The sequence below is a fragment of the Kitasatospora sp. NPDC059408 genome (assembly GCF_042751525.1).
Taxonomy (GTDB): Bacteria; Actinomycetota; Actinomycetes; order Streptomycetales; family Streptomycetaceae; genus Kitasatospora.
In genome coordinates this window covers 1-24,421 of sequence record NZ_JBHYWI010000092.1, presented here as the reverse complement: position 1 = coordinate 24,421, position 24,421 = coordinate 1, and the positions used below count along the sequence as shown (strand labels likewise).

At 73.9% G+C, this 24,421-nt stretch carries 24 protein-coding genes and 1 riboswitch; of the genes, 10 read left to right on the top strand and 14 right to left on the bottom strand.

Going from position 1 to position 24,421, the window contains the following annotated elements; genetic code table 11:
• The first annotated feature begins 133 nt into the window (after positions 1-133).
• On the top strand, positions 134-1,240 hold the full coding sequence (locus ACFXDE_RS37695) for a polyprenyl synthetase family protein (RefSeq protein WP_380498874.1): 1,107 nt from the start codon (positions 134-136) through the stop codon (positions 1,238-1,240).
• 31 nt (positions 1,241-1,271) lie between these two features.
• Here the strand turns inward: ACFXDE_RS37695 and thiE are convergent, their stop codons facing one another.
• From thiE to ACFXDE_RS37680, 3 genes are read right to left on the bottom strand one after another with little or no spacing between them, the layout of a single operon-like run.
• Entirely contained in the window at positions 1,272-1,922 is a 651-nt protein-coding gene (gene thiE, locus ACFXDE_RS37690; protein ID WP_380498873.1) for a thiamine phosphate synthase, read from the bottom strand.
• Positions 1,922-2,287 (bottom strand): Rv2175c family DNA-binding protein, encoded by a 366-nt coding sequence (locus ACFXDE_RS37685; protein ID WP_380446020.1) that lies wholly within the window; start codon positions 2,285-2,287, stop codon positions 1,922-1,924. Before ACFXDE_RS37685 ends, thiE begins: the two co-directional genes overlap by 1 nt.
• 42 nt (positions 2,288-2,329) lie before the next feature.
• Positions 2,330-3,526, bottom strand: a complete 1,197-nt coding sequence (locus ACFXDE_RS37680; RefSeq protein WP_380498871.1) for an NAD(P)/FAD-dependent oxidoreductase — start codon at positions 3,524-3,526, stop codon at positions 2,330-2,332.
• A 128-nt stretch (positions 3,527-3,654) separates the two neighbouring features.
• Positions 3,655-3,767, top strand: a riboswitch (TPP riboswitch).
• Between ACFXDE_RS37680 and thiO the strand changes: the two genes are divergently transcribed.
• The 4 genes from thiO (at position 3,762) to pknB (ending at position 7,856) form a co-directional block, all read left to right on the top strand.
• The gene (gene thiO / locus ACFXDE_RS37675) at positions 3,762-4,946 is read left to right on the top strand and encodes a glycine oxidase ThiO (RefSeq protein WP_380498870.1); all 1,185 of its coding nucleotides are present in this window, start codon (positions 3,762-3,764) and stop codon (positions 4,944-4,946) included. It overlaps the preceding riboswitch by 6 nt.
• Positions 4,943-5,152, top strand: a complete 210-nt coding sequence (gene thiS / locus ACFXDE_RS37670) for a sulfur carrier protein ThiS (protein ID WP_380498868.1) — start codon at positions 4,943-4,945, stop codon at positions 5,150-5,152. Before thiO ends, thiS begins: the two co-directional genes overlap by 4 nt.
• A gap of 5 nt (positions 5,153-5,157) precedes the next feature.
• Positions 5,158-5,955, top strand: a complete 798-nt coding sequence (locus ACFXDE_RS37665) for a thiazole synthase (RefSeq protein WP_380498867.1) — start codon at positions 5,158-5,160, stop codon at positions 5,953-5,955.
• A gap of 80 nt (positions 5,956-6,035) precedes the next feature.
• Positions 6,036-7,856: a Stk1 family PASTA domain-containing Ser/Thr kinase gene (gene pknB, locus ACFXDE_RS37660; RefSeq protein WP_380498866.1), complete on the top strand. Its 1,821-nt coding sequence runs from the start codon at positions 6,036-6,038 to the stop codon at positions 7,854-7,856.
• Positions 7,857-7,882: 26 nt separating this feature from the next.
• Here pknB and ACFXDE_RS37655 read toward each other — a convergent pair whose 3' ends face one another.
• Positions 7,883-8,512, bottom strand: a complete 630-nt coding sequence (locus ACFXDE_RS37655) for a sulfite oxidase-like oxidoreductase (protein WP_380498865.1) — start codon at positions 8,510-8,512, stop codon at positions 7,883-7,885.
• 221 nt (positions 8,513-8,733) lie between these two features.
• Here ACFXDE_RS37655 and bfr point away from each other — a divergent pair, with 221 nt between their 5' ends.
• Positions 8,734-9,213, top strand: coding sequence for a bacterioferritin (bfr, locus tag ACFXDE_RS37650; RefSeq protein ID WP_380446013.1), 480 nt, complete (start codon positions 8,734-8,736; stop codon positions 9,211-9,213).
• A gap of 13 nt (positions 9,214-9,226) precedes the next feature.
• Here the strand turns inward: bfr and ACFXDE_RS37645 are convergent, their stop codons facing one another.
• A complete protein-coding gene (locus ACFXDE_RS37645; protein ID WP_380498864.1) occupies positions 9,227-9,514 on the bottom strand; it encodes a bacterioferritin-associated ferredoxin in 288 nt (95 codons plus the stop codon).
• 185 nt (positions 9,515-9,699) lie between these two features.
• Positions 9,700-11,034, bottom strand: a complete 1,335-nt coding sequence (locus tag ACFXDE_RS37640) for a class II 3-deoxy-7-phosphoheptulonate synthase (protein ID WP_380446011.1) — start codon at positions 11,032-11,034, stop codon at positions 9,700-9,702.
• A gap of 306 nt (positions 11,035-11,340) precedes the next feature.
• Here ACFXDE_RS37640 and ACFXDE_RS37635 point away from each other — a divergent pair, with 306 nt between their 5' ends.
• Positions 11,341-13,299 carry an anthranilate synthase family protein gene (locus ACFXDE_RS37635; RefSeq protein WP_380498862.1) on the top strand — a complete coding sequence of 653 codons (1,959 nt, stop codon included), beginning with the start codon at positions 11,341-11,343 and terminating at the stop codon, positions 13,297-13,299.
• Positions 13,300-13,468: 169 nt separating this feature from the next.
• Here the strand turns inward: ACFXDE_RS37635 and ACFXDE_RS37630 are convergent, their stop codons facing one another.
• The 3 genes from ACFXDE_RS37630 to ACFXDE_RS37620 form a co-directional block, all read right to left on the bottom strand.
• Complete coding sequence (locus ACFXDE_RS37630) at positions 13,469-14,161, bottom strand: response regulator (protein WP_380498860.1); 693 nt, start codon at positions 14,159-14,161, stop codon at positions 13,469-13,471.
• A complete protein-coding gene (macS, locus tag ACFXDE_RS37625; RefSeq protein WP_380446030.1) occupies positions 14,139-15,305 on the bottom strand; it encodes a MacS family sensor histidine kinase in 1,167 nt (388 codons plus the stop codon). The genes ACFXDE_RS37630 and macS overlap by 23 nt, the downstream gene beginning before the upstream one ends.
• A gap of 128 nt (positions 15,306-15,433) precedes the next feature.
• Complete coding sequence (locus tag ACFXDE_RS37620; protein ID WP_380498859.1) at positions 15,434-16,252, bottom strand: lysophospholipid acyltransferase family protein; 819 nt, start codon at positions 16,250-16,252, stop codon at positions 15,434-15,436.
• A 200-nt stretch (positions 16,253-16,452) separates the two neighbouring features.
• Here ACFXDE_RS37620 and ACFXDE_RS37615 point away from each other — a divergent pair, with 200 nt between their 5' ends.
• Positions 16,453-17,247, top strand: a complete 795-nt coding sequence (locus tag ACFXDE_RS37615) for an alpha/beta hydrolase (protein WP_380498858.1) — start codon at positions 16,453-16,455, stop codon at positions 17,245-17,247.
• 10 nt (positions 17,248-17,257) lie between these two features.
• A complete protein-coding gene (locus tag ACFXDE_RS37610) occupies positions 17,258-17,941 on the top strand; it encodes a hypothetical protein (RefSeq protein WP_380498856.1) in 684 nt (227 codons plus the stop codon).
• Positions 17,942-17,991: 50 nt separating this feature from the next.
• Here ACFXDE_RS37610 and ACFXDE_RS37605 read toward each other — a convergent pair whose 3' ends face one another.
• The 5 genes from ACFXDE_RS37605 to ACFXDE_RS37585 form a co-directional block, all read right to left on the bottom strand.
• Positions 17,992-18,741, bottom strand: a complete 750-nt coding sequence (locus ACFXDE_RS37605) for an endonuclease/exonuclease/phosphatase family protein (protein ID WP_380498855.1) — start codon at positions 18,739-18,741, stop codon at positions 17,992-17,994.
• A gap of 138 nt (positions 18,742-18,879) precedes the next feature.
• Positions 18,880-19,824, bottom strand: a complete 945-nt coding sequence (locus tag ACFXDE_RS37600) for an ROK family glucokinase (RefSeq protein ID WP_380446004.1) — start codon at positions 19,822-19,824, stop codon at positions 18,880-18,882.
• 192 nt (positions 19,825-20,016) lie between these two features.
• On the bottom strand, positions 20,017-20,499 hold the full coding sequence (locus ACFXDE_RS37595) for a DUF5304 family protein (protein ID WP_380498854.1): 483 nt from the start codon (positions 20,497-20,499) through the stop codon (positions 20,017-20,019).
• 91 nt (positions 20,500-20,590) lie between these two features.
• Positions 20,591-21,763: an ArsA family ATPase gene (locus ACFXDE_RS37590; protein WP_380498853.1), complete on the bottom strand. Its 1,173-nt coding sequence runs from the start codon at positions 21,761-21,763 to the stop codon at positions 20,591-20,593.
• Between the two features lie 25 nt (positions 21,764-21,788).
• Complete coding sequence (locus ACFXDE_RS37585; protein WP_380446001.1) at positions 21,789-22,250, bottom strand: SRPBCC family protein; 462 nt, start codon at positions 22,248-22,250, stop codon at positions 21,789-21,791.
• A 336-nt stretch (positions 22,251-22,586) separates the two neighbouring features.
• On the opposite strand from ACFXDE_RS37585, the gene ACFXDE_RS37580 reads away from it, so the two are divergent.
• Positions 22,587-24,380, top strand: coding sequence for an AMP-dependent synthetase/ligase (locus ACFXDE_RS37580; protein ID WP_380498852.1), 1,794 nt, complete (start codon positions 22,587-22,589; stop codon positions 24,378-24,380).
• The last annotated feature ends 41 nt before the right edge of the window (positions 24,381-24,421 follow it).

Genomic DNA, 24,421 nt, shown 5'->3' with positions numbered 1-24,421 from the left:
TTCCACGGATTGAGACAAAGAATGGACGGCATTCCGCTTGCCGTTCCGGCCGCGCCCGCGCCCTGCTCGCACGGGTGTTCCCGGCCGCCCCGCTACGCTTGCTGCACCCCAAGCGAACCACCGGAGCCTCATCGTGACCTCGTCCAGCAACCGGCCGGCCAACCCCATTGACGTGGAGGACGTCCGCGAGCGCGTCAACGCCGCCCTCGCCGCGTTCATGGACGGCCAGTCCGCTCTGCTCGGCGGGATCTCGCCCCAGCTGGCGCCCGCCGCCGACGCGCTGCGCGACTTCCTGCTCGACGGCGGCAAGCGGCTGCGCCCGGCGTTCTGCTACTGGGGCTGGCGCGGCGCCGGCGGCTCGGCCGAGGGCGAGGGGATCGCGAACGCGGCGGCGGCCCTGGAGCTGCTCCAGGCGAGCGCGCTGGTCCACGACGACCTGATGGACCGCAGCGACACCCGCCGCGGTCTGCCGTCGATCCACCGCCGCTTCGAGGCGATGCACCGCGAGCGCGGCTGGCGCGGCGACCGCGAGCAGTACGGCGCCTCGGCCGCCGTGCTGCTCGGCGACCTGCTGCTGATCTGGTGCGACGAGCTGTTCCTGCGCTCCGGCCTGGCCCCCGCCGCGGTGCTGGCCGCCAAGCCGGCGTTCGACCTGATGCGCACCGAGGTCATGCTCGGCCAGTACCTGGACGTGCTGGAGCCGGTCGCCGGGGACTCGACGGACGAGGGCGCGCTGGACCGGGCGCAGACGGTGCTGCACTACAAGTCGGCGAAGTACACGATCGAGCGCCCGCTCCAGGTCGGCGCGCTGCTGGCCGGCGCCGGGCCCGGCCTGGTCGCGGCGTACGGCGCGTTCGGCCTGCCGCTGGGCGAGGCGTTCCAGCTGCGGGACGACCTGCTCGGCGTCTTCGGCGACCCGGCGGTCACCGGCAAGCCGGCCGGGGACGACCTGCGCGAGGGCAAGCGCACGCTGCTGGTCGCGCACGCGATGCGCGGGCTGCCGGCCGCCGACGCGCTGCACCTGGACGAGCGGCTCGGCGCGCCGGACCTCGCGCCCGCCGAGGTCGCCGGCCTGCGGGACCTCGTCGCGCGGAGCGGGGCGCCGGAACTGGTGGAGGCCCGGATCGACGAGCTGATGCGGCAGTCGCTGGCCGCCCTGGAGGCGGCGCCGCTCGCCGACCGGCGCGCCCGCGAGGTGCTGCTGGCCCTGGCCGAGGCCGCCACCGTCCGCAAGTACTGAGCCTCGCGGCCGACGGCGGCCCCTGCCGGGATCAGGCCTGGCGCAGCCGCCGGGAGAGCTCGGCGGCGGCCGCCCGCGGGTCGTCCGCGGCCGTGATGGCGCGCACGACGACGATCCGGCGGGCGCCCGCGGCGAGCACCTCGTCGACGTTGCCCAGGTCGATGCCGCCGATGGCGAACCACGGGCGGTCGGTGGGCTGCTTCGCCGCGTACGAGACGAGACCGAGGCCCGGGGCCGGGCGGCCCGGCTTGGTCGGGGTCGGCCAGACCGGGCCGGTGCAGAAGTAGTCCACGCCGGGCTCGGCGACCGCCGCGTCCACCTCGGACTCGGCGTGGCAGGACCGGCCGATCAGGACGTCCTCGCCGAGGATCGCCCGGGCGGCCGGGACGGGCAGGTCGTCCTGCCCGAGGTGCAGGACGTCCGGCCGGGCCGCGTGGGCGACGTCGGCGCGGTCGTTGACCGAGAGCAGCTTGCCGTGGCGGCGGCAGGCGTCCGCGAAGACCTCCAGGGCCTCCAGCTCCTGCTTGGCCTCCAGGCCCTTGTCCCGGAGCTGGACGATGTCGACCCCGCCGGCCAGCGCCTCGTCCAGGAACTCGGCCAGGTCGCCCTGCTCGCGGCGGGCGTCGGTGCACAGGTACAGCCGGGCCTCGGCCAGCCGCTGACGCGGCGTGTCCGCCGCCATCAGATCAGCATCGCCTGGGCGCGGCGCTTGACCTCGGTGCCACGGTTCTCCCGCAGCGCCTGGATCGGGCTGCCGGGCAGCGACGGGTCCTCGGTGAAGAGCCACTCCAGGATCTCCACGTCGCTGTACCCGCAGTCGCGCAGCACGGTCAGGGTGCCGGACAGGTGCTTGACCAGCCCCTGGCCGTCGATGAACGCCGCAGGGACCTGCAGCGAGTTGTTCGGGCCCCGCCGGACGGCGATCAGGCCGCCGTTGCGGACGAGGTCGCGCACCTCGGTGACGCGGACCCCCCACTGCTCCGAGATGTCGGGCAGGTACATCCACTCGGCGACCAGGGCTTCAATCTTGCTTTCGATCTCACTCACGCCACCAGACTGCCACCTCCGGAGCCCGCCGCGCACCAGCCGCTACCCCGCGACCGCCGATTTCAGCGCCACCGCCGGGTCCGCGGCCCGGGCCGGGTCCAGCGCGGTGCCGCGCTCGATCAGGCGGCGGCCCTGGGTGAGGTCGCGCGGGCGGTCCACGGCCAGCAGCGCGCTCGGCACGCCGTCGCGCAGCCACAGCACCGACCAGGTCGCGTCCTGCGGGGAGCCGCGCCAGAGCAGCTCGTCGCCGTCGGCGTGCCGCCCGGCGTACTGCACCATGCGGCCGAACTGCTCCGACCAGAAGTACGGCACCGGGTCGTACGGCGCGTCCACCCCGAGGACGGCGGCGGCCGCCGCCTCGCCGGACTGCAGCGCGTGGTCCCAGTGCTGGACGGCCAGCCGGGCGCCGGAGCGGACCGACGGGTAGCTGACGCAGTCGCCGGCCGCGAAGACGCCCGGCAGGCTGGTGCGCAGCCGCCCGTCCACGACGACCGCACCGGTCGCGTCCAGCTCGACGCCCGTGCCGGCCAGCCAGTCGGTCGCGGGCCGGGCGCCGATGCCGACCACCACCTCGTCGGCGGGCAGGTGCGAACCGTCGGCCAGCAGCACCGCGCCGGGCTCGACGGCCGCGACGCCGACGCCGCAGCGCAGGTCCACCCCGGCCCCGGCGTACCAGGCGGCCATCGCCGCGCCGACCTCCCCGGGCAGCGCACCGGGAACGGGCGCCGGGCCCGCCTCGACGACGGTCACCTCGCATCCGGCCTCCCGGGCGGCGGTGGCCACCTCCGCGCCGATCCAGCCGGCGCCGACCAGCACCAGGCGCAGGCCGGGCCGCAGCAGCGCGCGCAGGGCGAGCGCGTCGTCCAGGGTGTGCAGGAGGTGGGCGCGCTCGGCGCCGGGCAGGGCGCGCGGGGTCGCGCCGGTGGCGATCACCAGCGATCCGTACGGGAGGTCGCCGGCGTCGGTGTGCAGCACGCCCGGGGTGAGTCCGGTGGCGCGCCGGCCGGTGAGCAGCTCGACGCCGAGGTGCGGGAAGTCGATGTCCAGCGTGGTGGCGTCGCTCTTGCCGAGCAGGACGTCCTTGGAGAGCGGCGGCCGGTCGTACGGCGCGTGCGGCTCCTCCCCGACCAGCACGATCCGCCCCTGCCAGCCGCCCCGCCGCAGCCCCAGCGCACACTGCGCGCCGGCCAGCCCGGCCCCGACGACGACCACCCGATCCGTTCCGCTCAGCTCTGCCACGGCGCCACTGTACTCAGCCGCCCCACGCGCCCCGGCGGCCCGTCCGTCCCGCGCACGGGCGGGCCGCGCCGGGCCCGTCCACCCTTCGTACGGGCCTTCGGCCGGGCGGACCACCGGAGTTATGGTGGGGACACCATCACGGGAGCCCGGCGTACCGGGCTGAGAGGCGGGCTGGCACGGCCCGCGACCGTCCGAACCTGATCCGGGTCATACCGGCGAAGGGAGAAGAGCAGCTTTGACACGCTTGGCACCGGGCAGCCGCGCCGACGTGCTGGTGATCGGCGGGGGCGTCATCGGCCTCGCCGTCGCCTGGCGGGCGGCGCAGCGCGGCCTGGAGGACATCGTCGTGGTCGACCCCTCCCCCGGTCACGGGGCGGCCGGGGTCGCGGCCGGGATGCTCGCCCCGGTCACCGAGCTGCAGTACGGCGAGGAGCCGCTGCTGCGCCTCGGGATGGCCTCGAACGAGCGGTACGCGGCGTTCGCCGCCGAGCTCACCGAGGCGAGCGGCGGCGAGGACACCGGCTACCGCCGGTGCGGCACGGTCGCCGTCGCGCTGGACTCCGACGACCGCGCGGAGCTGCGCGACCTGCACGCCTTCCACGAGCGGCTCGGCCTCGACTCGACCTGGCTGACCGGCCGGGAGGCCCGCAAGCTGGAACCGATGCTGGCCCCCGGCGTGCGCGGCGGCCTGCACGTGGCCGACGACCACCAGGTGGACCCCCGCCGGCTGCTGACCGCGCTGGTCCGCGCCTGCGAACGCGCGGGCGTCGTGTTCCACCGCACCGAGGCCGTCGAGCTGCTGGTCGAGGGTGGCCGCGCGGTCGGCGCCCGGCTCGGCACCGGCGGGACCCTCGCCGCCGACCGGGTCGTCCTCGCCGCCGGCCCGCACAGCCACCGGCTGCCCGGCCTGCCGGAGGACGTGCTGCCGGCGGTCCGTCCGGTCAAGGGGCAGATCCTGCGGCTGCGGATCCCCGACGCCTACCGGCCCTTCCTCAACCGCAACGTCCGCGCGGTCGTGCGCGGGCAGCACCTGTACCTGGTGCCGCGCGAGAACGGCGAGCTGGTGATCGGCGCGACCACCGAGGAGCAGGGCTACGACACCACCGTCACCGCCGGCGGGGTCTACGAACTCCTGCGCGACGCCCACGAGTTGGTCCCCGGCATCACCGAACTCCCGCTCGTCGAGACCTCGGCCGGGCTGCGTCCCGGCTCGCCGGACAACGCACCGCTGCTCGGACCGACCGACCTGCCCGGCCTGGTCGCCGCGACCGGCCACTACCGCAACGGCGTCCTGCTCACCCCGGTCACCGCCGACCTGCTCGCCGACTACCTGGCGACCGGCGAAGTCCCCGAGCTCGCACGGCCGTTCGCACCCTCCCGGTTCTCCCCCGCCCGCTCCACCACGAAGGCCGTCGCATGACCGACATCGCACTGACCGTCAACGGCGAGCCCCGCAAGGTGCCCGCCGCGACCACCCTCGCCGAGGTGGTCACCACCCTCAGCAAGGCCAACACCGGCGTCGCCGCCGCGCTCAACGAGGCCGTGGTGCCGCGTGGTTCGTGGTCCGAGACGCGGCTCTCGGCGGGCGACCGGATCGAGATCCTCACCGCCGTGCAGGGAGGCTGAGCGCCATGGCCGACGACCTCTTCACCATCGCCGGGACGACCTTCACCTCCCGGCTCATCATGGGCACCGGCGGCGCCCCCAGCCTGGAGGTCCTGGAGCAGGCCCTGCGGGTCTCGGGCACCGAGCTGACCACCGTCGCGATGCGCCGGGTCGACGCGACCACCCAGGGCTCCGTCCTGGACGTGCTGACCCGCAACGGCATCCGGGTGCTGCCCAACACGGCCGGCTGCTTCACCGCCGGCGAGGCCGTGCTGACCGCCCGGCTGGCCCGCGAGGCACTCGGCACCGACTGGGTGAAGCTGGAGGTCATCGCCGACGAGCGGACCCTCCTGCCGGACCCGATCGAGCTGCTGGACGCCGCCGAGACCCTCGTCGACGACGGCTTCACGGTGCTCCCGTACACCAACGACGACCCGGTGCTGGCCCGCAAGCTGGAGGACGTCGGCTGCGCGGCGATCATGCCGCTCGGCTCGCCGATCGGCTCCGGCCTCGGCATCCGCAACCCGCACAACTTCCAGCTGATCGTGGAGGGCGCGAACGTCCCGGTCGTCCTGGACGCGGGCGCCGGCACCGCCTCCGACGTCGCGCTGGCGATGGAGCTCGGCTGCTCCGCCGTGATGCTCGCCTCCGCGGTGACCCGCGCACAGGACCCGGTCCTGATGGCCGAGGCCATGCGGCACGCCACCGAGGCCGGCCGCCTCGCCCACCGGGCCGGCCGGATCCCGCGCCGCTTCCACGCGGAGGCCTCCTCCGCGATGGCCGGCCGCGCCGACCTCGACACCCGCGAGCGTCCGGCGTTCTGACGCGGCACCCGTGTCACAAGCCGGTCCCGGAGGCGATGTCCGCCGGGACCGGCCGTGACCCGCCGCACTACACTCCTCGGGTGGACACGGCATGGCGCGACCCCCTGATCGGTACCCTGCTCGACGGCCGGTACCGGGTCGAGCAGCGCATCGCGACCGGCGGCATGTCCACGGTCTACAAGGGCACCGACACCCGGCTCGACCGCGTGCTCGCCCTCAAGGTGATGCACCCCGACCTCGCCGGGGACGAGGGCTTCACCGCCCGCTTCATCCGTGAGGCCAAGGCCGTCGCCCGCCTCGCCCACCCCAACGTGGTCAACGTCTTCGACCAGGGCGCCGACCACGGGAACGTCTTCCTCGCCATGGAGTACGTGCCCGGCCGTACCCTGCGCGACCTGCTGCGCGACCGCGGCGCGCTGTCGATCCGGGCCGCGCTGGACATCATGGAGCCGGTGCTCGCCGCACTCGGCGCCGCCCACCGCGCCGGGCTGGTCCACCGGGACGTCAAGCCGGAGAACGTGCTGATCACCGACGGCGGCCTGGTCAAGGTCGCCGACTTCGGCCTGGTCCGGGTCCTGGGCAGCGCCGACGGCGCCCCCACCTCGACGACCACCGCCACCGGCGGCACCGTCATGGGCACCGTCTCCTACCTCGCGCCCGAGCAGATCCTCCCGGACGCCCCCACCGACCAGCGCGTGGACGTCTACGCGGCCGGCATCCTGCTGTACGAGATGCTCACCGGCACGCGCCCGCACACCGGCGACAACCCCGTCCAGGTCATGTACAAGCACCTGCACGAGGACGTCCCCCCACCCTCGCGCAGCGTCCCGACCGTCCCCCCGGCGCTCGACGCGATAGTGCTCGGCGCCTGCGCCCGGACCCCCGACACCCGCCCGTACGACGCCGTCGAGCTGCTGGCCACCCTGCAGCGGGTCCGGCGCGAGCTCGGCCCGGCCGAGCTGGACGCCGAGCCGCCGACGTCCACCAGGCCCAGCCCGCGCTACCCGACCAGCGAGCCGACCTCGGTGATCCAGCGCACGCCGCAGGCCGCCCCGCACCAGCTGCCGCTCCCCCTCCCGCAGCCGGTCGAGCCGCCCGTGGCCGAGCGCACCAGCGTCCTCGACGTCCCGCCGGACCTGATGGACCAGCTGCTGGTCGAGCCCCGCCCGTACGACGAGCCCACCCCCGTCCGCCCGCCCCGCCCGAACCCGCTGCGCCGCGTCCCGCGCAAGCCGGTGATCTGGGCCTCCGCGCTGACCGTCCTGGTGCTGCTGGTCGGCGGCGTGACGTACGGGCTGTCCGAGTCGCTGTACGGGCCGGTGCCCGGGGTGCTCGGCAAGGACCGCGCCGAGGCGCAGCGGATCCTGGACAAGGACGGCATGCACGGGAAGTTCGTGGACGCGTACAGCGAGACCGTGCCGTCCGGCCAGGTGATCTCCACCGACCCCGGGGTGGGCACTCGGTCGCGCAAGAGCGACGCCGTGACGGTCACCGTCTCCAAGGGGCCGCACCGGATCGCCGTGCCGGACGTCACGGGCAAGCCCGCCGACCTCGCCGCGTCCACGCTGACCGGCGTGCAACTGGCGAAGGGCTCGGTGACCCAGACGTTCAACGACGCCGTGCCCGAGGGCTCGGTGATCAGCAGCTCGCCGGCGGCCGGCCAGCAGGTGGCGGAGAACACCCCGGTCTCGCTGGTGGTCAGCAAGGGCATGGTGCCGGTGCCGGACGTCACCGGGATGACGAAGGACGCGGCCGAGAAGGCGCTCACGGCGGCCGGGTTCACGATGCAGACCACCGGGGTCAACCTGTTCGGCAGCGGCAAGGCGAGCAGCCAGTTCCCGGCGGCCGGCGAGCGGCGTCCCCAGCACACCGCGGTGACGGTCAACTTCCCCTTCATCTGAGGGGGTTGGGGCCCAGGGCCCAGGGCCTAGCGGAGCGGGCCGTCCCCCGGCTCCTCCTGGTGGGTGTAGCGCTGCTCGCGCCACGGGTCGGCGAGGTTGTGGTAGCCGCGCTCCTCCCAGAAGCCACGCCGGTCGGCCCGCATGTACTCGACCGCGCGGACCCACTTCGGGCCCTTCCAGGCGTACAGCTGCGGGACGACGAGCCGGACGGGGAAGCCGTGTTCCGCGGTCAGCGGCTCGCCGTTGCGGTGGGTGGCGAAGAGCGTGCGCGGATCGGCGAAGTCGGCCAGCCGCAGGTTGGCGCTGTAGCCGTACTCGGCCCAGACCATCACGTGCGTGACGCCGGGCGCCGGGGGCACGAGGTCGAGGACGACGGAGGCCGGGACGCCCGTCCACTCGTTGCCGAGCACCGAGAACTTGGTCACGCAGTGCAGGTCCGCGCGGACGGTGGTGCGCGGCAGGGCGGTGAAGGCGTCGAAGTCCCAGCTGTGCTTCTCCGCCGAGGCGGTCGCGCCGAACACCTGGAGGTCCCAGGTCAGCGGCTTGAAGCGGGGCACGGGACCGTAGTGCAGGGCGGGCCAGCCGCGCTGGACGCGCTGCCCCGGGGGGAGCCTCGGGTCAGGCGGCGGAAGCTGTTCTTGTTCGGACTGACCCATGGCTCCATGGTGACAGACGGCGTCCGGCCCCCGGCGCGCGCCCCTTTCGGTGCCCCGCGCGCCCCGCCCGTACGGGCCAACGGCCGGGCGGACATTCCCCCAAATCGGATATTCCGGCACATGTCCTAGTGAGTGTGAACTTACTGGAAGTCCCTCCCATTTCGGTGCCAGGATGCGCAGCGCAGCACTCACAGCAGGCCCCAGCGCAGGGAGGCACCGTCATGCAGGGCGATCCAGAGGTCATCGAGTTCCTCAACGAGCAGCTCACCGCCGAGCTCACCGCGATCAACCAGTACTTCCTGCATGCCAAGATGCAGGAGAACTTCGGCTGGACGAAGCTCGCCAAGTTCACCCGGCACGAGTCGATCGACGAGATGAAGCACGCCGAGGTACTCACCGACCGGATCCTCTTCCTGGAGGGCCTGCCGAACTACCAGCGGCTGTTCCACGTCCGGATCGGGCAGACGGTCAAGGAGATGTTCGAGGCCGACCGCCAGGTCGAGGTCGAGGCGATCGACCGGCTCAAGCGCGGGATCGTGGTCATGCGCGCCAAGAACGACGTCACCTCGGCGAACATCTTCGAGGACATCCTGGCGGACGAGGAGCACCACATCGACTACCTCGACACCCAGCTGGAGCTCCTGGAGAAGCTCGGCGAGGCGCTCTACCTCGCCCAGCTGATCGAGCAGCCGGAGTCCTGAGCCGCCGCGGCGGTCAGGCCGCGCGCAGCGGGACGACGGGCGCCGGGACCGGGGCCGTCGGGGCCGGCCCCGGGGCGGCGGGGCCCTCGGGGTCCGCGAGGCCGAGCCTGGCGGCCAGCCGGGCGGTCGGGCAGGGCCGGGCGCCGTGCTCGCCGAGCAGCGCCTGTATCCGGCGCACGCACGAGCCGCAGTCGGTGCCGGCCTTGCAGCCCTTGGCGATCTGTCGCGGGGTGTTGGCACCCTCGTCGATCGCCCGCTTCACCTGGTCCTCGGTGACCGCATGGCACATGCACACGTACATCGCGGTCTCTCCCGGGGGTGTGGCGCAGTTGCTCTCGACTGCAGTGGATCTTGACTAAGGCTTGCCTTAGTTCACTAAGCCTCACCTTACCCGGCGTTCCGGGTACGAAAAAGCCCCTCCGGCCTCGGGAATCCCGAAACCGGAGGGGCCTTCGTCACATCCGGGGGCTACGGCACGACCGGGACCTACTGGCCGCGGTACATCTCCGCCACCAGGAACGCCAGGTCGAGCGACTGGCTGCGGTTGAGGCGCGGGTCGCAGGCCGTCTCGTAGCGCTGGTGCAGGTCGTCGACCAGCACCTCGTCGCCGCCGCCGACGCACTCGGTCACGTCGTCGCCGGTCAGCTCCACGTGGATGCCGCCCGGGTGGGTGCCGAGCGCGCGGTGCACCTCGAAGAAGCCCTTGACCTCGTCGAGCACGTCGTCGAAGCGGCGGGTCTTGTGGCCGCTGGAGGCCTCGAAGGTGTTGCCGTGCATCGGGTCGCAGATCCACACCGGCTGGGCGCCGGACGCGGTGACCTTCTCCACCAGGGTGGGCAGGTGGTCGCGGACCTTGCCCGCACCCATCCGGGTGATGAAGGTGAGGCGGCCGGGCTCGCGCTCCGGGTCCAGCTTCTCGATCAGGGTCAGCGCGTCGTCCACCGAGGTGGTCGGGCCGAGCTTGACGCCGATCGGGTTGCGGATCTTCGAGGCGAACTCGATGTGCGCGTGGTCCAGCTGCCGGGTGCGCTCACCGATCCACACCATGTGGCCGGAGACGTCGTACAGCTCGCCGGTGCGCGAGTCCACGCGGGTCAGCGCGGTCTCGTAGTCGAGGACCAGCGCCTCGTGCGAGGAGTAGAACTCGACCGTCTTGAACTCCTCCGGGGCGACACCACAGGCGTTCATGAACGCCAGCGCGTTGTCGATCTCCCGGGCGAGCTGCTCGTAGCGCTGACCGGCCGGCGAGTTGCGGACGAAGTCCTGGTTCCAGGCGTGCACCTGGCGCAGGTCGGCGTAACCACCGGTGGTGAAGGCGCGCACCAGGTTCAGCGTCGCGGCGGACGCGTTGTACATCCGCTTCAGGCGCTCCGGGTCCGGGATGCGGGACTCGGGGGTGAACTCGAAGCCGTTCACCGAGTCGCCGCGGTACACCGGCAGGGTCACGCCGTCCCGGGTCTCGGTCGACTTCGAGCGCGGCTTCGAGTACTGGCCGGCGATCCGGCCCACCTTCACGACCGGCACGGAGGCCGCGTACGTCAGCACCGCGGCCATCTGCAGCAGCGTCTTCAGCTTGTTGCGGATGTGCTCGGCCGAGACGCCGTCGAAGGCCTCGGCGCAGTCGCCGCCCTGCAGGAGGAACGCCTCTCCACGCGCCACGGCAGCGAGCCTGGCGCGCAGCTGGTCGCACTCGCCGGCGAAGACGAGGGGCGGATAGGAGGCGAGCTCCGCAAGGGTCTTGCGCAGAGCCTCTTGGTCCGGCCATTCAGGCTGCTGCGCCGCGGGCAGGGACTGCCAGGAGTGGAGATTCGTCACGGTCACACGGCCAAGGCTACGGGGTGACACCAGCGATTCGTGACCAATGCTCGATGGGTGAGACACATCTCGGACAAAGAAGTGACCGGCCTCACCCGGTCCGCCCAATCCGCTACGCTCGACCCATGCACGCGCCCCACACCCACTCCTGGTGGTGGGCCTCCCCCTCGGGTGGCCCACCGATCGCGCGTTCCTAGACGAACACGACGGCCGCCCCTCGGGGCGGCCGTCGGCGTCTGAGCAGACGGCCCCTCCGGGAGCGGAACACCCCAGCACCGCACCCCGCACGTCCTCCCGGAAGGAAGCCGCACCGTGACCACCACCGCCGACCTGCTCGCCCGCCTCACCGGCCCCGACGCCCCGGCCTTCGCACTGCTGCACCGCCGCACCCCGCGACTCGCCCCGGACACCGTCGAGGTGCTGCTGGGCACCGTCGGCACCTACGAGCACCTCGCCGACCTGCCGGTCCGCTCCGGCGCGCCGGAGGGCGGCCCGGTCCACGACCTGCTCGCGCTCGTCCCCTACCGGCAGATCCGCGAGCGCGGCTTCGAGGCGCACGACGACGGCACACCGCTCCAGGCCCTCGCGGTGACCGAGCAGTACGCCCTTCCGTTGGCCGAATTCGTGGCCGCACTACCGCAGTTGCCGGTCACACTGACGGACGGCTCGTTCGACGTGGACGACGCCGCGTACGCCGACATCGTCCGCCGGGTGATCCGGGACGAGATCGGCAACGGCGAGGGCGCCAACTTCGTGATCCGGCGCGACTTCACGGCCACGCTGGAGAACTTCTCGCCCGAGCTCGCCCTCACCCTGTTCCGCCGCCTGCTCGACCAGGAGCGCGGCGCGTACTGGACGTTCCTCGTCCACACCGGGGAGCGCCTTGCCGGAGGCGAGCCGGGTCGCTGCCTGGTCGGCGCCTCCCCCGAGGTGCACGTCCGGCAGAGCGGCGGCACCGTCGTGATGAACCCGATCTCCGGCACCTACCGCTATCCGGCGGGCGGCTCGGACATCGACTCCCTCCTCCGGTTCCTGCACGATCCGAAGGAGCTGGAAGAGCTCACGATGGTCGTCGACGAAGAGCTGAAGATGATGTGCACCGTCGGCGACCTCGGCGGCCAGGTGCTCGGCCCCCGGCTCAAGGAGATGTCCCACCTCGCCCACACCGAGTACGAACTGCGCGGCCGCACCTCGCTGGACGTCCGGGACGTGCTCCGCGAGACGATGTTCGCCGCCACCGTCACCGGCAGCCCGGTCCAGAACGCCACCCGCGTCATCCGGCGCTACGAGCCCGGCGGACGCGGCTACTACTCCGGCGCGCTCGCCCTCATCGGCCGCTCGGCCAGCGGCGGCCAGCTGCTCGACTCCCCCATCTGCATCCGCACCGCCGACATCGACCCGTCCACCGGGCGCCTCGTCGTGCGGGTCGGCGCCACCCTCGTCCGGCACTCCGACCCGGAGTCCGAGGTCGCCGAGACGCACGCCAAGGCCGCCGGGGTGCTCACCGCGATCGGCGCCCGGCCCGTGCCCGCCCGGCTGCCCAACCCGGGCGGACCGCGCCTCGGCGACGACCACCGTGTCCAGGCCGCGCTCGGCGCCCGGCGCGGCGGCCTCGCGCCGTTCTGGCTGCGGATGCAGGCCCCGGCCGAGATCACCGAGCCCGAGCCGACCCTCGTCGTCGACGGCGAGGACACGTTCACGGCGATGCTCGCCCACCTGCTCACCTCGCTCGGCCACCGGGTCTCGGTCGTCCGCTACGACGAACCCGGGCTGCGCGCCCGGGTCGCCGCCCACCCCGGAGCGCTCGTGCTCGGCCCCGGGCCGGGCGACCCCCGGCTCGCCGACGACCCCAAGATGGCCGTGCTCCGGCCGATCGTCGCCGACACCCTGGCCGCCGTCCGCTCCGGTGCCCGGACGGCGCCGCTGCTCGCGGTCTGCCTGAGCCACCAGCTGCTCGCCGCCGAGCTCGGGCTCGGGCTGGCGCGCAAGGCCGTCCCGTACCAGGGCGCGCAGGAGACCGTCGACCTGTTCGGGACGAAGCGCACGGTGGGCTTCTACAACACGTTCACCGCGCGCTGCACGGACGCCGACGCGGCCCGGCTCGCCGCCGAGGGCGTCGAAGTCGCGCGCGACGCGGCCACCGGCGACGTGCACGCGCTCCGCGGGCCCGGCTTCGCCGGCCTCCAGTTCCACCCGGAGTCGGTGCTGACCCGCGAGGGCGTGGACATCGTCGCCGCCCTGCTCCGCCAGACGGCGGCCGCGCGGCGCTGAGGGGCCGGGCGGCGGGATCCGGGCAGAGCGCCCGCTCGGATCCCACCGCCGGAGGCACCGCTCGGATCTCGTCAGATCTCGTCGTCCAGCCCCTGCTCGATCGCGTACCGCACCAGCTCCAAGCCCGCCCCCGAACCCCCCGGCCCCTCCGAACCGCCGGAGGCACCCCTCAGATCTCGTCGTCCAGCCCCTGCTCGATCGCGTACCGCACCAGCTCCACCCGGTTGTGCAACTGCAGCTTCCCCAGGGTGTTCTGCACGTGGTTCTGCACCGTCCGGTGCGACAGCACCAGGCGCTCGGCGATCTGGCGGTACGACAGGCCCTTCGCCACGAGCCGCAGGACCTCCGTCTCGCGGGCGGTCAGCTGGGGCACGGCCGGGGCGGAGGCCGGGGCCGGTTCGGCGGCCAGGCGGCGGAACTCGCCGAGCACCAGGCCGGCCAGGCCCGGGGTGAAGACCGCGTCGCCGACGGCCGTGCGCCGCACCGCGTCCAGCAGCTCCTCCCGCCCGACCGACTTCACCAGGTAGCCGGTCGCGCCGGACTTCACGGCCTCCAGCACGTCCTGGTGCTCGCCGCTCGCGGAGAGCACCAGCACCCGCACGGACGGGTCGTGCGCCACGACCTGCCGGCACACCTCGGCGCCGGGCAGGCCGGGCAGGTTGAGGTCGAGCACGACCACCTGGGGCGTGCAGGCGCGGGCCCGGCGGACGGCCTCCTCGCCGTCGCCCGCGGTGGCCACCACGTCCAGCCCGGCCTCGGCGAGGTCGCGCGAGACGGCGTCGCGCCACATCGGGTGGTCGTCCACGACCATCACCCGCACCGGCCGTTCGGCCGCCGGGTCAGTCGCTGGCTGGTCGGTCATCGGAGCCCTTCCTCGGGACGCGCAGTTCGACCTCGACGCCCTCCCCGGGCGCCGAGTACAGCTCGGCGGTGCCGCCGAGGTCCAGCAGCCGGCCGCGGATCGACTGGCTGACGCCGAGCCGTCCGGCCCGCTCCGCCTCGCCGAGCCGCCCGGCGGCGAAGCCGGGGCCGTCGTCGCGGATGCTGACGGTGACGGCCTCCGGCTCGTCCTCGACCAGGATCCAGGCGCGGGCGGCGGGACCGGCGTGCTTGCGGACGTTGTCGACGGCGGCGCCGACCGCCGCGGCCAGTTCGCCGACGGCGGGCGCGGGCAGCAGGACGGGTGTGCCGGGGGCGGAGATCGTGATCCGCTCGTCCGCGTACGGGCGCAGCAGCGCGGTGAGGTCGCCCGGCTCCTCGACGGCCTGCGGTGAGCGGCGGGCGGGGATCGGGCCGCCGGTCATCAGCGTCCGCAGGGCGCGCTCCTGTTCGCCCGCGAGGCGGCCGAGCTCGGCGAAGTCGGCGCCGGCGCCGGGGCGTTCGGCCTGCTCGGCGCCCCGGCGCTGGACCAGCGCGAGCACCTGGAGGACGCCGTCGTGGATGTCCCGGGAGAGCCGCTCGCGCTCGCGGGTCGCGGCCTCGACCTGGAGGGCGCGGGTGAGCGCGGCCTCGCTGGCGCGGGCGAGTTCGATGACGTAGCCGATCGCGCAGCCGGCCACCATCAGCAGCACGATGTTGTGGACGTTGTCGGCGGTGATGCCGCCGTGGCCGAGGATGTTGGCGACGCCGATCACCGAGCCGGCCGCCGCGGCCCAGCGCCAGCCGCCCTTGCCGGCGAAGCCGAGCACCGTGCCCGCGGCCCAGATGGTCGGCAGGGTGGTCGAGCCGTGGCTGATCCGGACCGGGTCGTCGGTCTGGCCGCTCATCACGATGCCGGTGACGGCCATCGCGAGGTCGGTGCCGAGGACGTACCACGTGCAGCGCTGCGGGCCGGCGAAGGCCCGGGTGCTGGCGAGGGTCCAGAGGGTGAGCGCGCCGAGGTAGATCCAGCCGGCGACGGGGTGCAGGAAGTGCAGGTAGGAGTGGAAGTAGCGGAGCAGGGCGTAGCAGAGGGCGAGGACCCGGAAGTAGGACATCGCCCGCCAGAGCGGGAGTTCGACCGACATGCCGCCGGCCGCGACGGTGCCGCCGAGCCCCGTGCCACCGGCGCCGGAGCCGCCGCCGGGGCCCACCGCCCCGGTTCTGCCGCCGTCCGTCATCCGCCCGCCCCTCCCCTGGGCCTCCGGGTGGTCCGTCAGGCCGACCCGGTGTCCTTCTGCTCCTGCGTCTTCTCCGCCTCGGCGGCCTTCTCGGCTTCCGCGGCCTTCTCCGCCTCGGCCTTCTCCGCCTTGGCGGCGGCCTTGCGCTCGGCGTCGGCGCGCTTCTTGTCCTCGGAGATCTGCCGCTTGGCGGCCGTCGCGTAGATGTCGACGTACTCCTGGCCCGAGAGGCGCATGATCTCGTACATCACCTCGTCCGTCACCGAACGGAGGATGAAGCGGTCGTTCTCCATGCCCTGGTAGCGGGAGAAGTCCAGCGGGCGGCCGATCCGGATGCCGGGGCGGATGCCGAAGTTGGGGACGACCTGGCCGGGCGGCTGCACCTTCTCGGTGTCGATCATGGCGACCGGGATGACCGGCGCGCCGGTGGCCAGCGCGACGCGGGCCAGACCGCCGACCTTGCCGCGGTACAGCTTGCCGTCGGGCGAACGGGTGCCCTCGGGGTAGACGCCGAAGAGCTCGCCGCGGTCCAGGACCGCGATCGCGCTGCGGATCGCGGCCTCGCCGGCGCCGCGCACCCCGGAGCGGTCGACCGGCAGCTGGCCGACGCCCTTGAAGAAGGCGGCGGTCAGCCGGCCCTTGAGGCCCGGGGTGTTGAAGTACTCGGCCTTCGCGATGAAGGTGACCCGGCGCTTGATCAGTGCCGGGAAGAAGAACGAGTCCGAGAAGGACAGGTGGTTGCTCGCGATGATCGCCGCACCCTCGGTCGGGATGTTCTCCTCACCCTCGATCCACGGCCGGAAGAAGATCCGAAGCAGTGGCGCGACGATCATCTTCATCAGTCGGTAGAACAACCCGGGCCTCCTGTATTGCGGACCGGTCGATCCTAATGCCCCGTGAGCGCGGCCCGCGCCCCGCCCCGCTCGCCGGGTGGGCGCGGGGCGCACGCCCGGGGGTGTACGACCCGGCGGAGCGCGTGGGACGATGCGAATTCCGCAGCCTCCAGTTCCAGCGTCCCCTCCCCCAGCGCCGCCCGCCCGCGAAGGAGCCCGCCATGCCGTTGCTGCCCGGTGCCGAACCGTACCGCCACCGGGGCGGACCGGTGGGGGTCCTGCTGTGCCACGGCTTCACCGGGTCGCCGCAGTCGATGCGCCCGTGGGCGGAGCAGCTGGCGGCGGCCGGACTCACGGTCTCCCTGCCGCTGCTGCCGGGGCACGGCACCCGTTGGCAGGACATGCAGGTCACCCGGTGGGAGGACTGGTACGCCGAGGTCGACCGGGAGCTGCGGGTGCTCGCCGAGGAGTGCGAGCAGGTCTTCGTCTTCGCGCTGTCGATGGGCGGCGCGCTGGCCCTGCGGCTGGCCGCGCTGCACGGCCCGACGGTCTCCGGACTGGTGCTGGTCAACCCGTCGGTGCGCTCGGACAACCCCGCGAGTGTGCTGCTTCCGGTGCTGCGCCACCTCGTCCCGAGCGTCCCCGGGATCACCGACGACATCGCCCGGCCCGGCGTCACCGAGGGCGGCTACGACCGGACGCCGCTGGACGCCGCCTGGTCCCTGGGCAAGCTGTGGCAGGAGGTCCAGCGGCGACTGCCGGAAGTGACCCAGCCGGTGCTGCTGTTCCGCAGTCCGCAGGACCACGTGGTCTCGCCGGCCAACTCGGAACTGGTGCTGGCCCGGATATCCTCGACCGACGTGACGGAGCGGCTGTGCCAGCGCAGCTTCCACGTCGCGACGCTGGACCACGACGCGGCGGAAATATTCAGGGGCGGCCTGGACTTCATCCGACGGCTGGCTCCCGCGCACGCGGCGGGCGTCAACCGGGTCGAATCCGACGATCACCATGGCTGAAGGGCCGGAAGTGCACGAGAGCAGCACGGCGGGCGGCGGGGACGAGGCACCCCGCGAGGACGGCACGACCGACGGGGCGAAGAACGACGCGGCGGGGAGCGGCGTCGGCGGCGGCACGGCGGCGGACGGGGCCGGCGAGGCCCCCGCGGAGCCCCGGCCGCGGCGCGCGCCCGAGCGCAGCCAGGCCGAACAGGACGAGATCTTCGCCGCCCTGGTGGCCCAGTTCGACGACCCCGTCGACCTGAACAACCCGAACTGGCCGGAGATCGAGAACCTCCGGGCCCGGGGCGAGCTGAAGGGCGGCTACAAGGACGGCGCCGGCCAGGGCGCCCCCGACGACCTCTCCGACCTGGCCCCGCAGCCCCGCTCCCGGTCGGGCGGCCCGGTGCTGCCGGCCGCCGGCGGGGGCCCGCGCGACTTCGAGCTGTCCGAGGAGACGGACGAGGGCCACTTCATCCCGCCGGATCCGGAGCCGCTGCCGCCGGCGGACGTGACCACCAAGTTCGCGTGGCTCGCGGTGCTCGGCGGCCCGGCGCTGCTGCTGTTCGACGCGGTGGTGTGGCGGGAGATCTCCGGCTGGCCGGCCTGGGTCGGGTTCAGTGCCTTCCTGGGCGGCTTCGTGACCCTCGTGGTCCGGATGAAGGACCGCGACGAGGACGAGCCGGAGGACCCGGACCACGGCGCGGTCGTGTAGCCGGTGCCGTGGCCGGGCGGGTCCGCCGTGTTGCGACCCCCGGCGCGCCATCAGGGCTCGGGGATCTCCAGCACGGCGAGCACCGGCAGGTGGTCGGTCGCGGCCCGCAGGTCCGCCTCGGTGACGCCCGGCAGCCCGTGCGGTACACCGCAGGCGCGCACGATGATCCCGGGCGTGGCGAAGACGGCGTCGATCCGCTGGTAGGGGCGCTCCGGGACGGACGTGAACTCGCCGCCCCAGGGCGCCGTGACGTGCCCGTCCTGGAGCCGCGAGGCCAGCAGCCGCCACCCCTCGCCGTCCGGGTGCTCGTTGAAGTCGCCCGCGATGACGCCGAGTTCGGCGATCCCGAGCTGGTCGAGCAGCAGCTCGAACTGCCCGTACCGCTCGTCGGCGTCCAGGCTCAGGTGGCAGCTGGTGACGGTGAACGGCGCCGAACCGGGCAGCCGGAGCAGCGCGGTGGCGAAGCCGCGGGCGTGCAGGCCGCGGGTCTTGGGCAGGAAGCGGTCGTGCACGCCGAGCACCTCGACGGCGCCGGGCCGGCCGAGCAGCAGCGGCCCGGCCGCCGTCCGGCCGCCGCCGGCGAGGACGGCCGTCCCGGTGCGCCGCGCGAGCCACCCGGCCTGGCCCTCGGGCCGCCAGTAGCGCGGCGATTCCTGGATGCAGACGACGTCCGGCTCGCACGCCCGGATCACCCGGACGAGTGCTTCGCGGTCGTCGCGCAGCGAGCGGACGTTGTAGCCGAGCAGCCGCAGTCGGCGCGGGCCGGGCCCGGGCAGCGGTGCGGTGGGTGCCGTCGTCATGTTCCTCCCCGTCCGTGATCGGTGGGACCGACCGTACGGCAGCCCGGGGACGTGCGACGACGGCGGCGCGTCCGGAGGTGGTCGGGGTCCGGTCGCACCGCCGCCGGCGGGCTCTTCTTCTTCGAGGGGTGGGGCGGGTCAGACGGTGCGGGCGAGGTCGGCCGCGCCGGCGATGCCGGCGGCCGAGCCCATCGAGGCCAGGACGACCTCGGCGCGCGGGCGGTGCACGCCGCCGGTCAGGTAGTGCTCGAAGGCCTTGGCGACCGGGTCGAGCAACAACCGGCCGGAGTCGGAGACGCCGCCACCGAGGACGAAGACGCCCGGGTCGAAGAGCGCGGCGAGGTCGGCCATGCCGCGGCCCAGCCAGTCGGCGAGCTCGGCGTAGCACTCCAGGGCGAGCGGGTCGCCCGCCTCGGCGGCCTCGGTGATGTGGATGCCGCGGATGGTCTCGGCGACGCCGTCGTTGAGCTCCAGCATCCGCCGGCCGCGGACCGGGTCGGCGGCGGCCTTCTCCCGGCCGTAGCGGCGCAGCGAGCGCCCGGAGCCGTACTGCTCCCAGCAGCCCTTGCCGCCGCAGCCGCACTGCAGGCCGTCGGGGACCATGTTGAGGTGGCCGATCTCGCCGGCCACGCCGAACCGGCCGCGGTGCAGCCGGCCGTCCAGGACGATGCCGCCGCCGATGCCGGTGCCGACGGTGATCAGGACCATGTCCTCGTGGTCGGCGGCGGCGCCGAAGCGGAACTCGGCCCAGGCGGCGCAGTTGGCGTCGTTCTCGACGACGGTGTCGAGGCCGGTGAGCTCCTCGATCCGGCCGCGCAGCGGCTCGTTCTCCCAGTCGATGTTGGGCGCGAAGATCACCGTGGAACGGTTGCGGTCGACGAAGCCGGGGGCGCCGACGCCGACGGCGGTGACGTCGGGGTGCTGCTCCTTGAGCTCGCGCACGGCCTGCGCGATGGCGTCGACGGCCCACTGGGGGTCGGCCGGGGTGGGCACCCTGGTCCTGGCGAGGATCGCGCCCGCCTCGTCGACCACACCTGCCGCGATCTTGGTCCCGCCGACATCGACGCCGATGGTCAGAGCCATGTGTCCCTCAGCTATTCACTCGTTCCCGCTGGACGGAACGGTACCGCCCAAACACGCCCTCGTACACAGCCTCGCATACATTAGCCGAAGACAATCCGGGACCAACCGGGCCGTGACGCTTCAAAAGTCTTACGAATACTCCCGGTTCGTCACGCTCGGGGATGAGGTCGTCACCCGTCAGGGGTTACGGATTCACTGCTTGGTGGACGGCTCGTCGGGGCTGTCGAGGTCGATCCGCTCGCTGGCGGCGCCGTCGCCCGCGGTCCAGCGGCGCTCGTGGCCGGCCACGGCGGCGCGGTAGGCGGCCAGCAGCTCGGCGCCGGCGGCGGCGAGTCCGGAGCCGGCGGCCGCGAGGTGCCCGTAGACCTCCGGCTTCTGCTCGCGCAGCCGGTCGGCGAAGCCGGCCAGGGTGATCAGGGTGTCGGCGCCCGCCTCCTGGGCCTTCTGGCCGAAGGCGTCGGCGAACCGGCGAACCTCGTCCACCAGCGGGCCGAGCTCCGGGCCGAAGGGGTGGGCCTGCGTGTCCCCGGGACCGCCCGCCGCTCCGTCCGCCTCGGCGTCCGTCGGCCCGTTCGCCGCCTGGTCCGTCGCCCCGCCGGTCGGTCCGTTCGCCGCCTCGTCGGTCGACCCGTCCGTCGCCTCGTCCGTCGGCTCGGTGCGGTCGGTGCTGGTCATCGCGGGGCCTCCTCTGCTGCGGCCGCACCCCGCGGCCACCGGCCACCGACGCTACCCGAGGCGCGACGCGGCCCCGCGGCGCAGGAGGACGTCAGCCCCGGGGCCAGAGCGCCGGATCGGGCGCGAACCGCACCGTGAGCACCCCGTCGGTCAGCCCCGCGCCCGCGACGGTGCAGCGGCGCAGCGCCGACGGCAGGGCGAGCACCCGGCGGTGGGCGCCGAGGCCGACCACCAGCTCGTCGCCACGGCGCACGAGGTCCAGGTCGGCCCGCTCGGCGCCCGGCAGCGCGAGGTGCCACACCAGCAGGCCCTCCTCGGCGAGCCGGTCCTCCACCGGCCAGGGCTCGGCGGCCAGCGGCTCGGGGCCGGGTCCGTCCCCGTAGAGGCGGTCGGCGACGGCCTCCAGGGTGACGTCGGCGAGCCCGGTGACGAGGACGGGGGCGTCGCTCGCCGCGGTCAGCGCGGCCAGTTCCTCGCGGCGGCGCTCGGCCAGCGCGGCCAGCCACGGGTCGGGCGACTCCAGCGCCTTGTCCGGCAGCGCGCCGTGCACCACGACGGCGTCCGGCCGGTGCCCGTGCAGGGCCAGCCCGGCGCGGATCCGCCGCAGGTCGTCGAACGGATGGCCGTCGGCCGACACGACGATGCGGACGCTGGTGCCGGGCGAGGTGATCGCGGCCCGGGACTCGGCGAGCACGCCGGCGGCCTTGCCGCGGCTCTCGTACAGCCAGTCGGCGGGCATCGGGACGCCGGCCAGTCCGGCCAGCAGCGGGCGCAGCGCCCGGGCGGCCTGGCGCTGCTCGGGGACCAGCCGGTCCAGGTAGCGCTCCAGCTGCTCGGGCAGGGCGAGGGCGCCGATCAGCTCGGCGGGCGGCGGGGCGAGCACGACCAGGACGTCCCCGTCGGCGGCGGGCAGGGCGCGCAGCAGGGCGATCCGGGCGATGCCCGGGAGGGCGGTGAGCTCCTCGGGGTCGAGCGGCTCGGCCCCGAGCAGGTCGAGGGCGGGCTTGAGGCGCCCGGCGATCTCGCCGAGGGCGTGCCGGAAGGCGGCCTGCTCGTCGATCCGGGAGACGGTCAGGCCGGGCGCGTACCGCAGCGGTTCGGGTTCCAGGCGGACGCCGAGCACGGAGTCCAGCGCCCGGTGCGGGTCGTCGGCGGCCAGCAGCCAGACCCGCCGGCCGCCGCGGGCGGCGTGCAGGGCGGTGGCGGCGGCCACCGCGGGCGCGCCCGCGTCGCCGCTGACCAGGATGGTGCGTGTCGCCGTCATGCCGTCGGACCCCCGTTCCGCGCCGTCATCCCTGGGCGGGCTTCTTGCCGCCGCCGTCCTCGACGCGCTTCTTCAGGCCGGCCAGCGCGCGGTCGATGATGACCTTCTCGGCCTTGCGCTTGATCATGCCCAGCATCGGGATCTTGACGTCCACGGCGAGCTGGTACGTGACCTCGGTGCGGTCGGCGCCGAGCGGGGCGAGGGTGTAGGAGCCGTCGAGCGAGCGGAGCATCTGGCTGCGCACGAGGGTCCAGCCGACCTCGCGGTCGCCGTCCCAGGTGTAGGCGAGGACGTGCTCGTCGCGGATGGCGCCGGCGTCGAGCAGCAGGCGGACCTTCGAGGCGCGGCCGTCCTCGGCGGCCTCCAGGACCTCGATCTCCTTGACCTCGCCGGTCCAGGCCGGGTAGGCGGCGAAGTCGGCGATCACGGCCATGACCGTGGCCGGGGTCGCGTCGATGGTGATGCTCGACCTGGTGTGCTCCGCCATGGAATGGCCCTCCGACTCGGTCCCTCTTGCCTGCCGCCCCGGTCGAGGCGTGCTCGCCCGGGTGCGCCCGGAGCAGGCTATCGCGACCGGCGATCGACTCGGCCGCACGGGCACCGGGCGGCGGACGGCGGACGCCCGCGGGCGCCCGGCGGCGGCGCATGTTACCGGCCGGTCGCCCGGCCCTGCCGTAGGGTGCCAGTCGAACGACCCGGTCACGGCCTGGTCCGACCCGGCCGGGTGTGACACTTCGAACACCGGGGCCGACCCCCCTGGTCGAAGCTGCCTACCGGGCAGTAACGTCCTGCCGTCCCGCAGCGTCGCGAACGAGGAGCAGTCTTGCTCGACTTCAGCCTTCCGGCCCTCTACCAGGTACCGAGCGGCGGTAACCTCTCCGACCTCGTGCACCAGAACGCCGAGCGGTACCCGGACGTCGTGGTGCTCAGCCGGAAGGTGGACGGCCGCTGGCAGGAGTTGACCGCGACCCAGTTCCTGGTGGAGGTGCACGCGGCGGCGAAGGGCCTGATCGCCTCGGGCATCCGGCCCGGCGACCGGGTGGGCGTCATGTCCCGCACCCGGTACGAGTGGACGCTGCTGGACTTCGCGATCTGGACGGCCGGCGCGATCACCGTGCCGGTGTACGAGACCTCCTCCGCCGAGCAGGTCGAGTGGATCCTCGGCGACTCCGGCGCGGTCGCCGTGTTCGCCGAGACCGACCAGCACCTCAAGGTGGTCGAGGAGGTCCGCGGCCGGCTGCCGGAGCTGGAGCACCTCTGGCAGATCGAGGGCGGCGCGATCGCCGCGCTGGCCGAGGCGGGCGAGGGCGTCGCGGACGCGACCGTCCAGGAGCGCCGTTCGACCGCCTCCGAGGACTCGATCGCCACCATCGTCTACACCTCGGGCACCACCGGCCGCCCGAAGGGCTGTCAGCTGACGCACGGCAACTTCCTGGCCGAGTGCGGCAACGTCGTCGAGCGCCTCACCCCGCTGTTCCGCACCGGCGAGAGCTCCGTCCTGCTGTTCCTCCCGCTGGCCCACGTGCTCGGCCGGATCGTCGAGATCGCCCCGGCGATGGCCCCGATCAAGCTGGGCCACGTCTCCGACATCAAGGACGTCACCGCCGAGCTGGCCTCCTTCCGCCCGACCCTCATCCTCGGCGTGCCGCGGGTGTTCGAGAAGGTCTACAACACCGCCCGCGCCAAGGCCCAGGCCGACGGCAAGGGCAAGATCTTCGACAAGGCCGCCGCGACCGCGATCGCCTACAGCCGCGCCCTGGACTCCGGCGGCGCCGGCCTCGGCCTGCGGATCAAGCACGCGGTCTTCGACAAGCTGGTCTACAGCAAGCTGCGCGCCGCCCTCGGCGGCCGGGCCACCCACGCCATCTCCGGCGGCGCCCCGCTCGGCGAGCGCCTCGGCCACTTCTACCGCGGCATCGGCTTCACCGTCCTGGAGGGCTACGGCCTGACCGAGACCTGCGCGGCCACCGCCTTCAACCCGTGGGACAAGCCGAAGATCGGCACGGTCGGCCAGCCGGTGCCCGGCGCCTCCGTGCGGATCGCCGAGGACGGCGAGGTCTTCTTCAAGGGCCCGCACGTCTTCACCGGCTACTGGAACAACCCGCAGGCGACCGCCGACAGCCTCAAGGACGGTTGGATGGCCACCGGCGACCTCGGCTCGCTGGACTCCGAGGGCTACCTGACCATCACCGGCCGCAAGAAGGAGATCATCGTCACGGCGGGCGGCAAGAACGTCGCCCCGGCGGTGATCGAGGACCGGATCCGGGCGCACGCGCTGGTCGGCGAGGTCATGGTGGTCGGCGACCGCAAGCCCTTCATCGGGTGCCTGATCACCGTCGACCCGGACTTCTTCCCCAAGTGGAAGGAGCTCAACGGCAAGCCCGCCACCGCGACGGTCGCCGAGCTGCGCGAGGACCCGGACCTGCTGGCCGCGCTCCAGGCCGCCGTCGACGACGGCAACGCGGCCGTCTCGCACGCCGAGGCGGTCAAGAAGTTCCGCCTGCTGGACACCGAGTTCTCCGAGGAGAGCGGCCACCTCACGCCGTCCCTGAAGCTCAAGCGCAACGTCGTCCTGAAGGACTTCGCGGCCGACGTCGAGGCGATCTACCAGAAGTAGCCGCCCCGGACGCGCGAACGGGCCCGCCTCCTCGTCGGGAG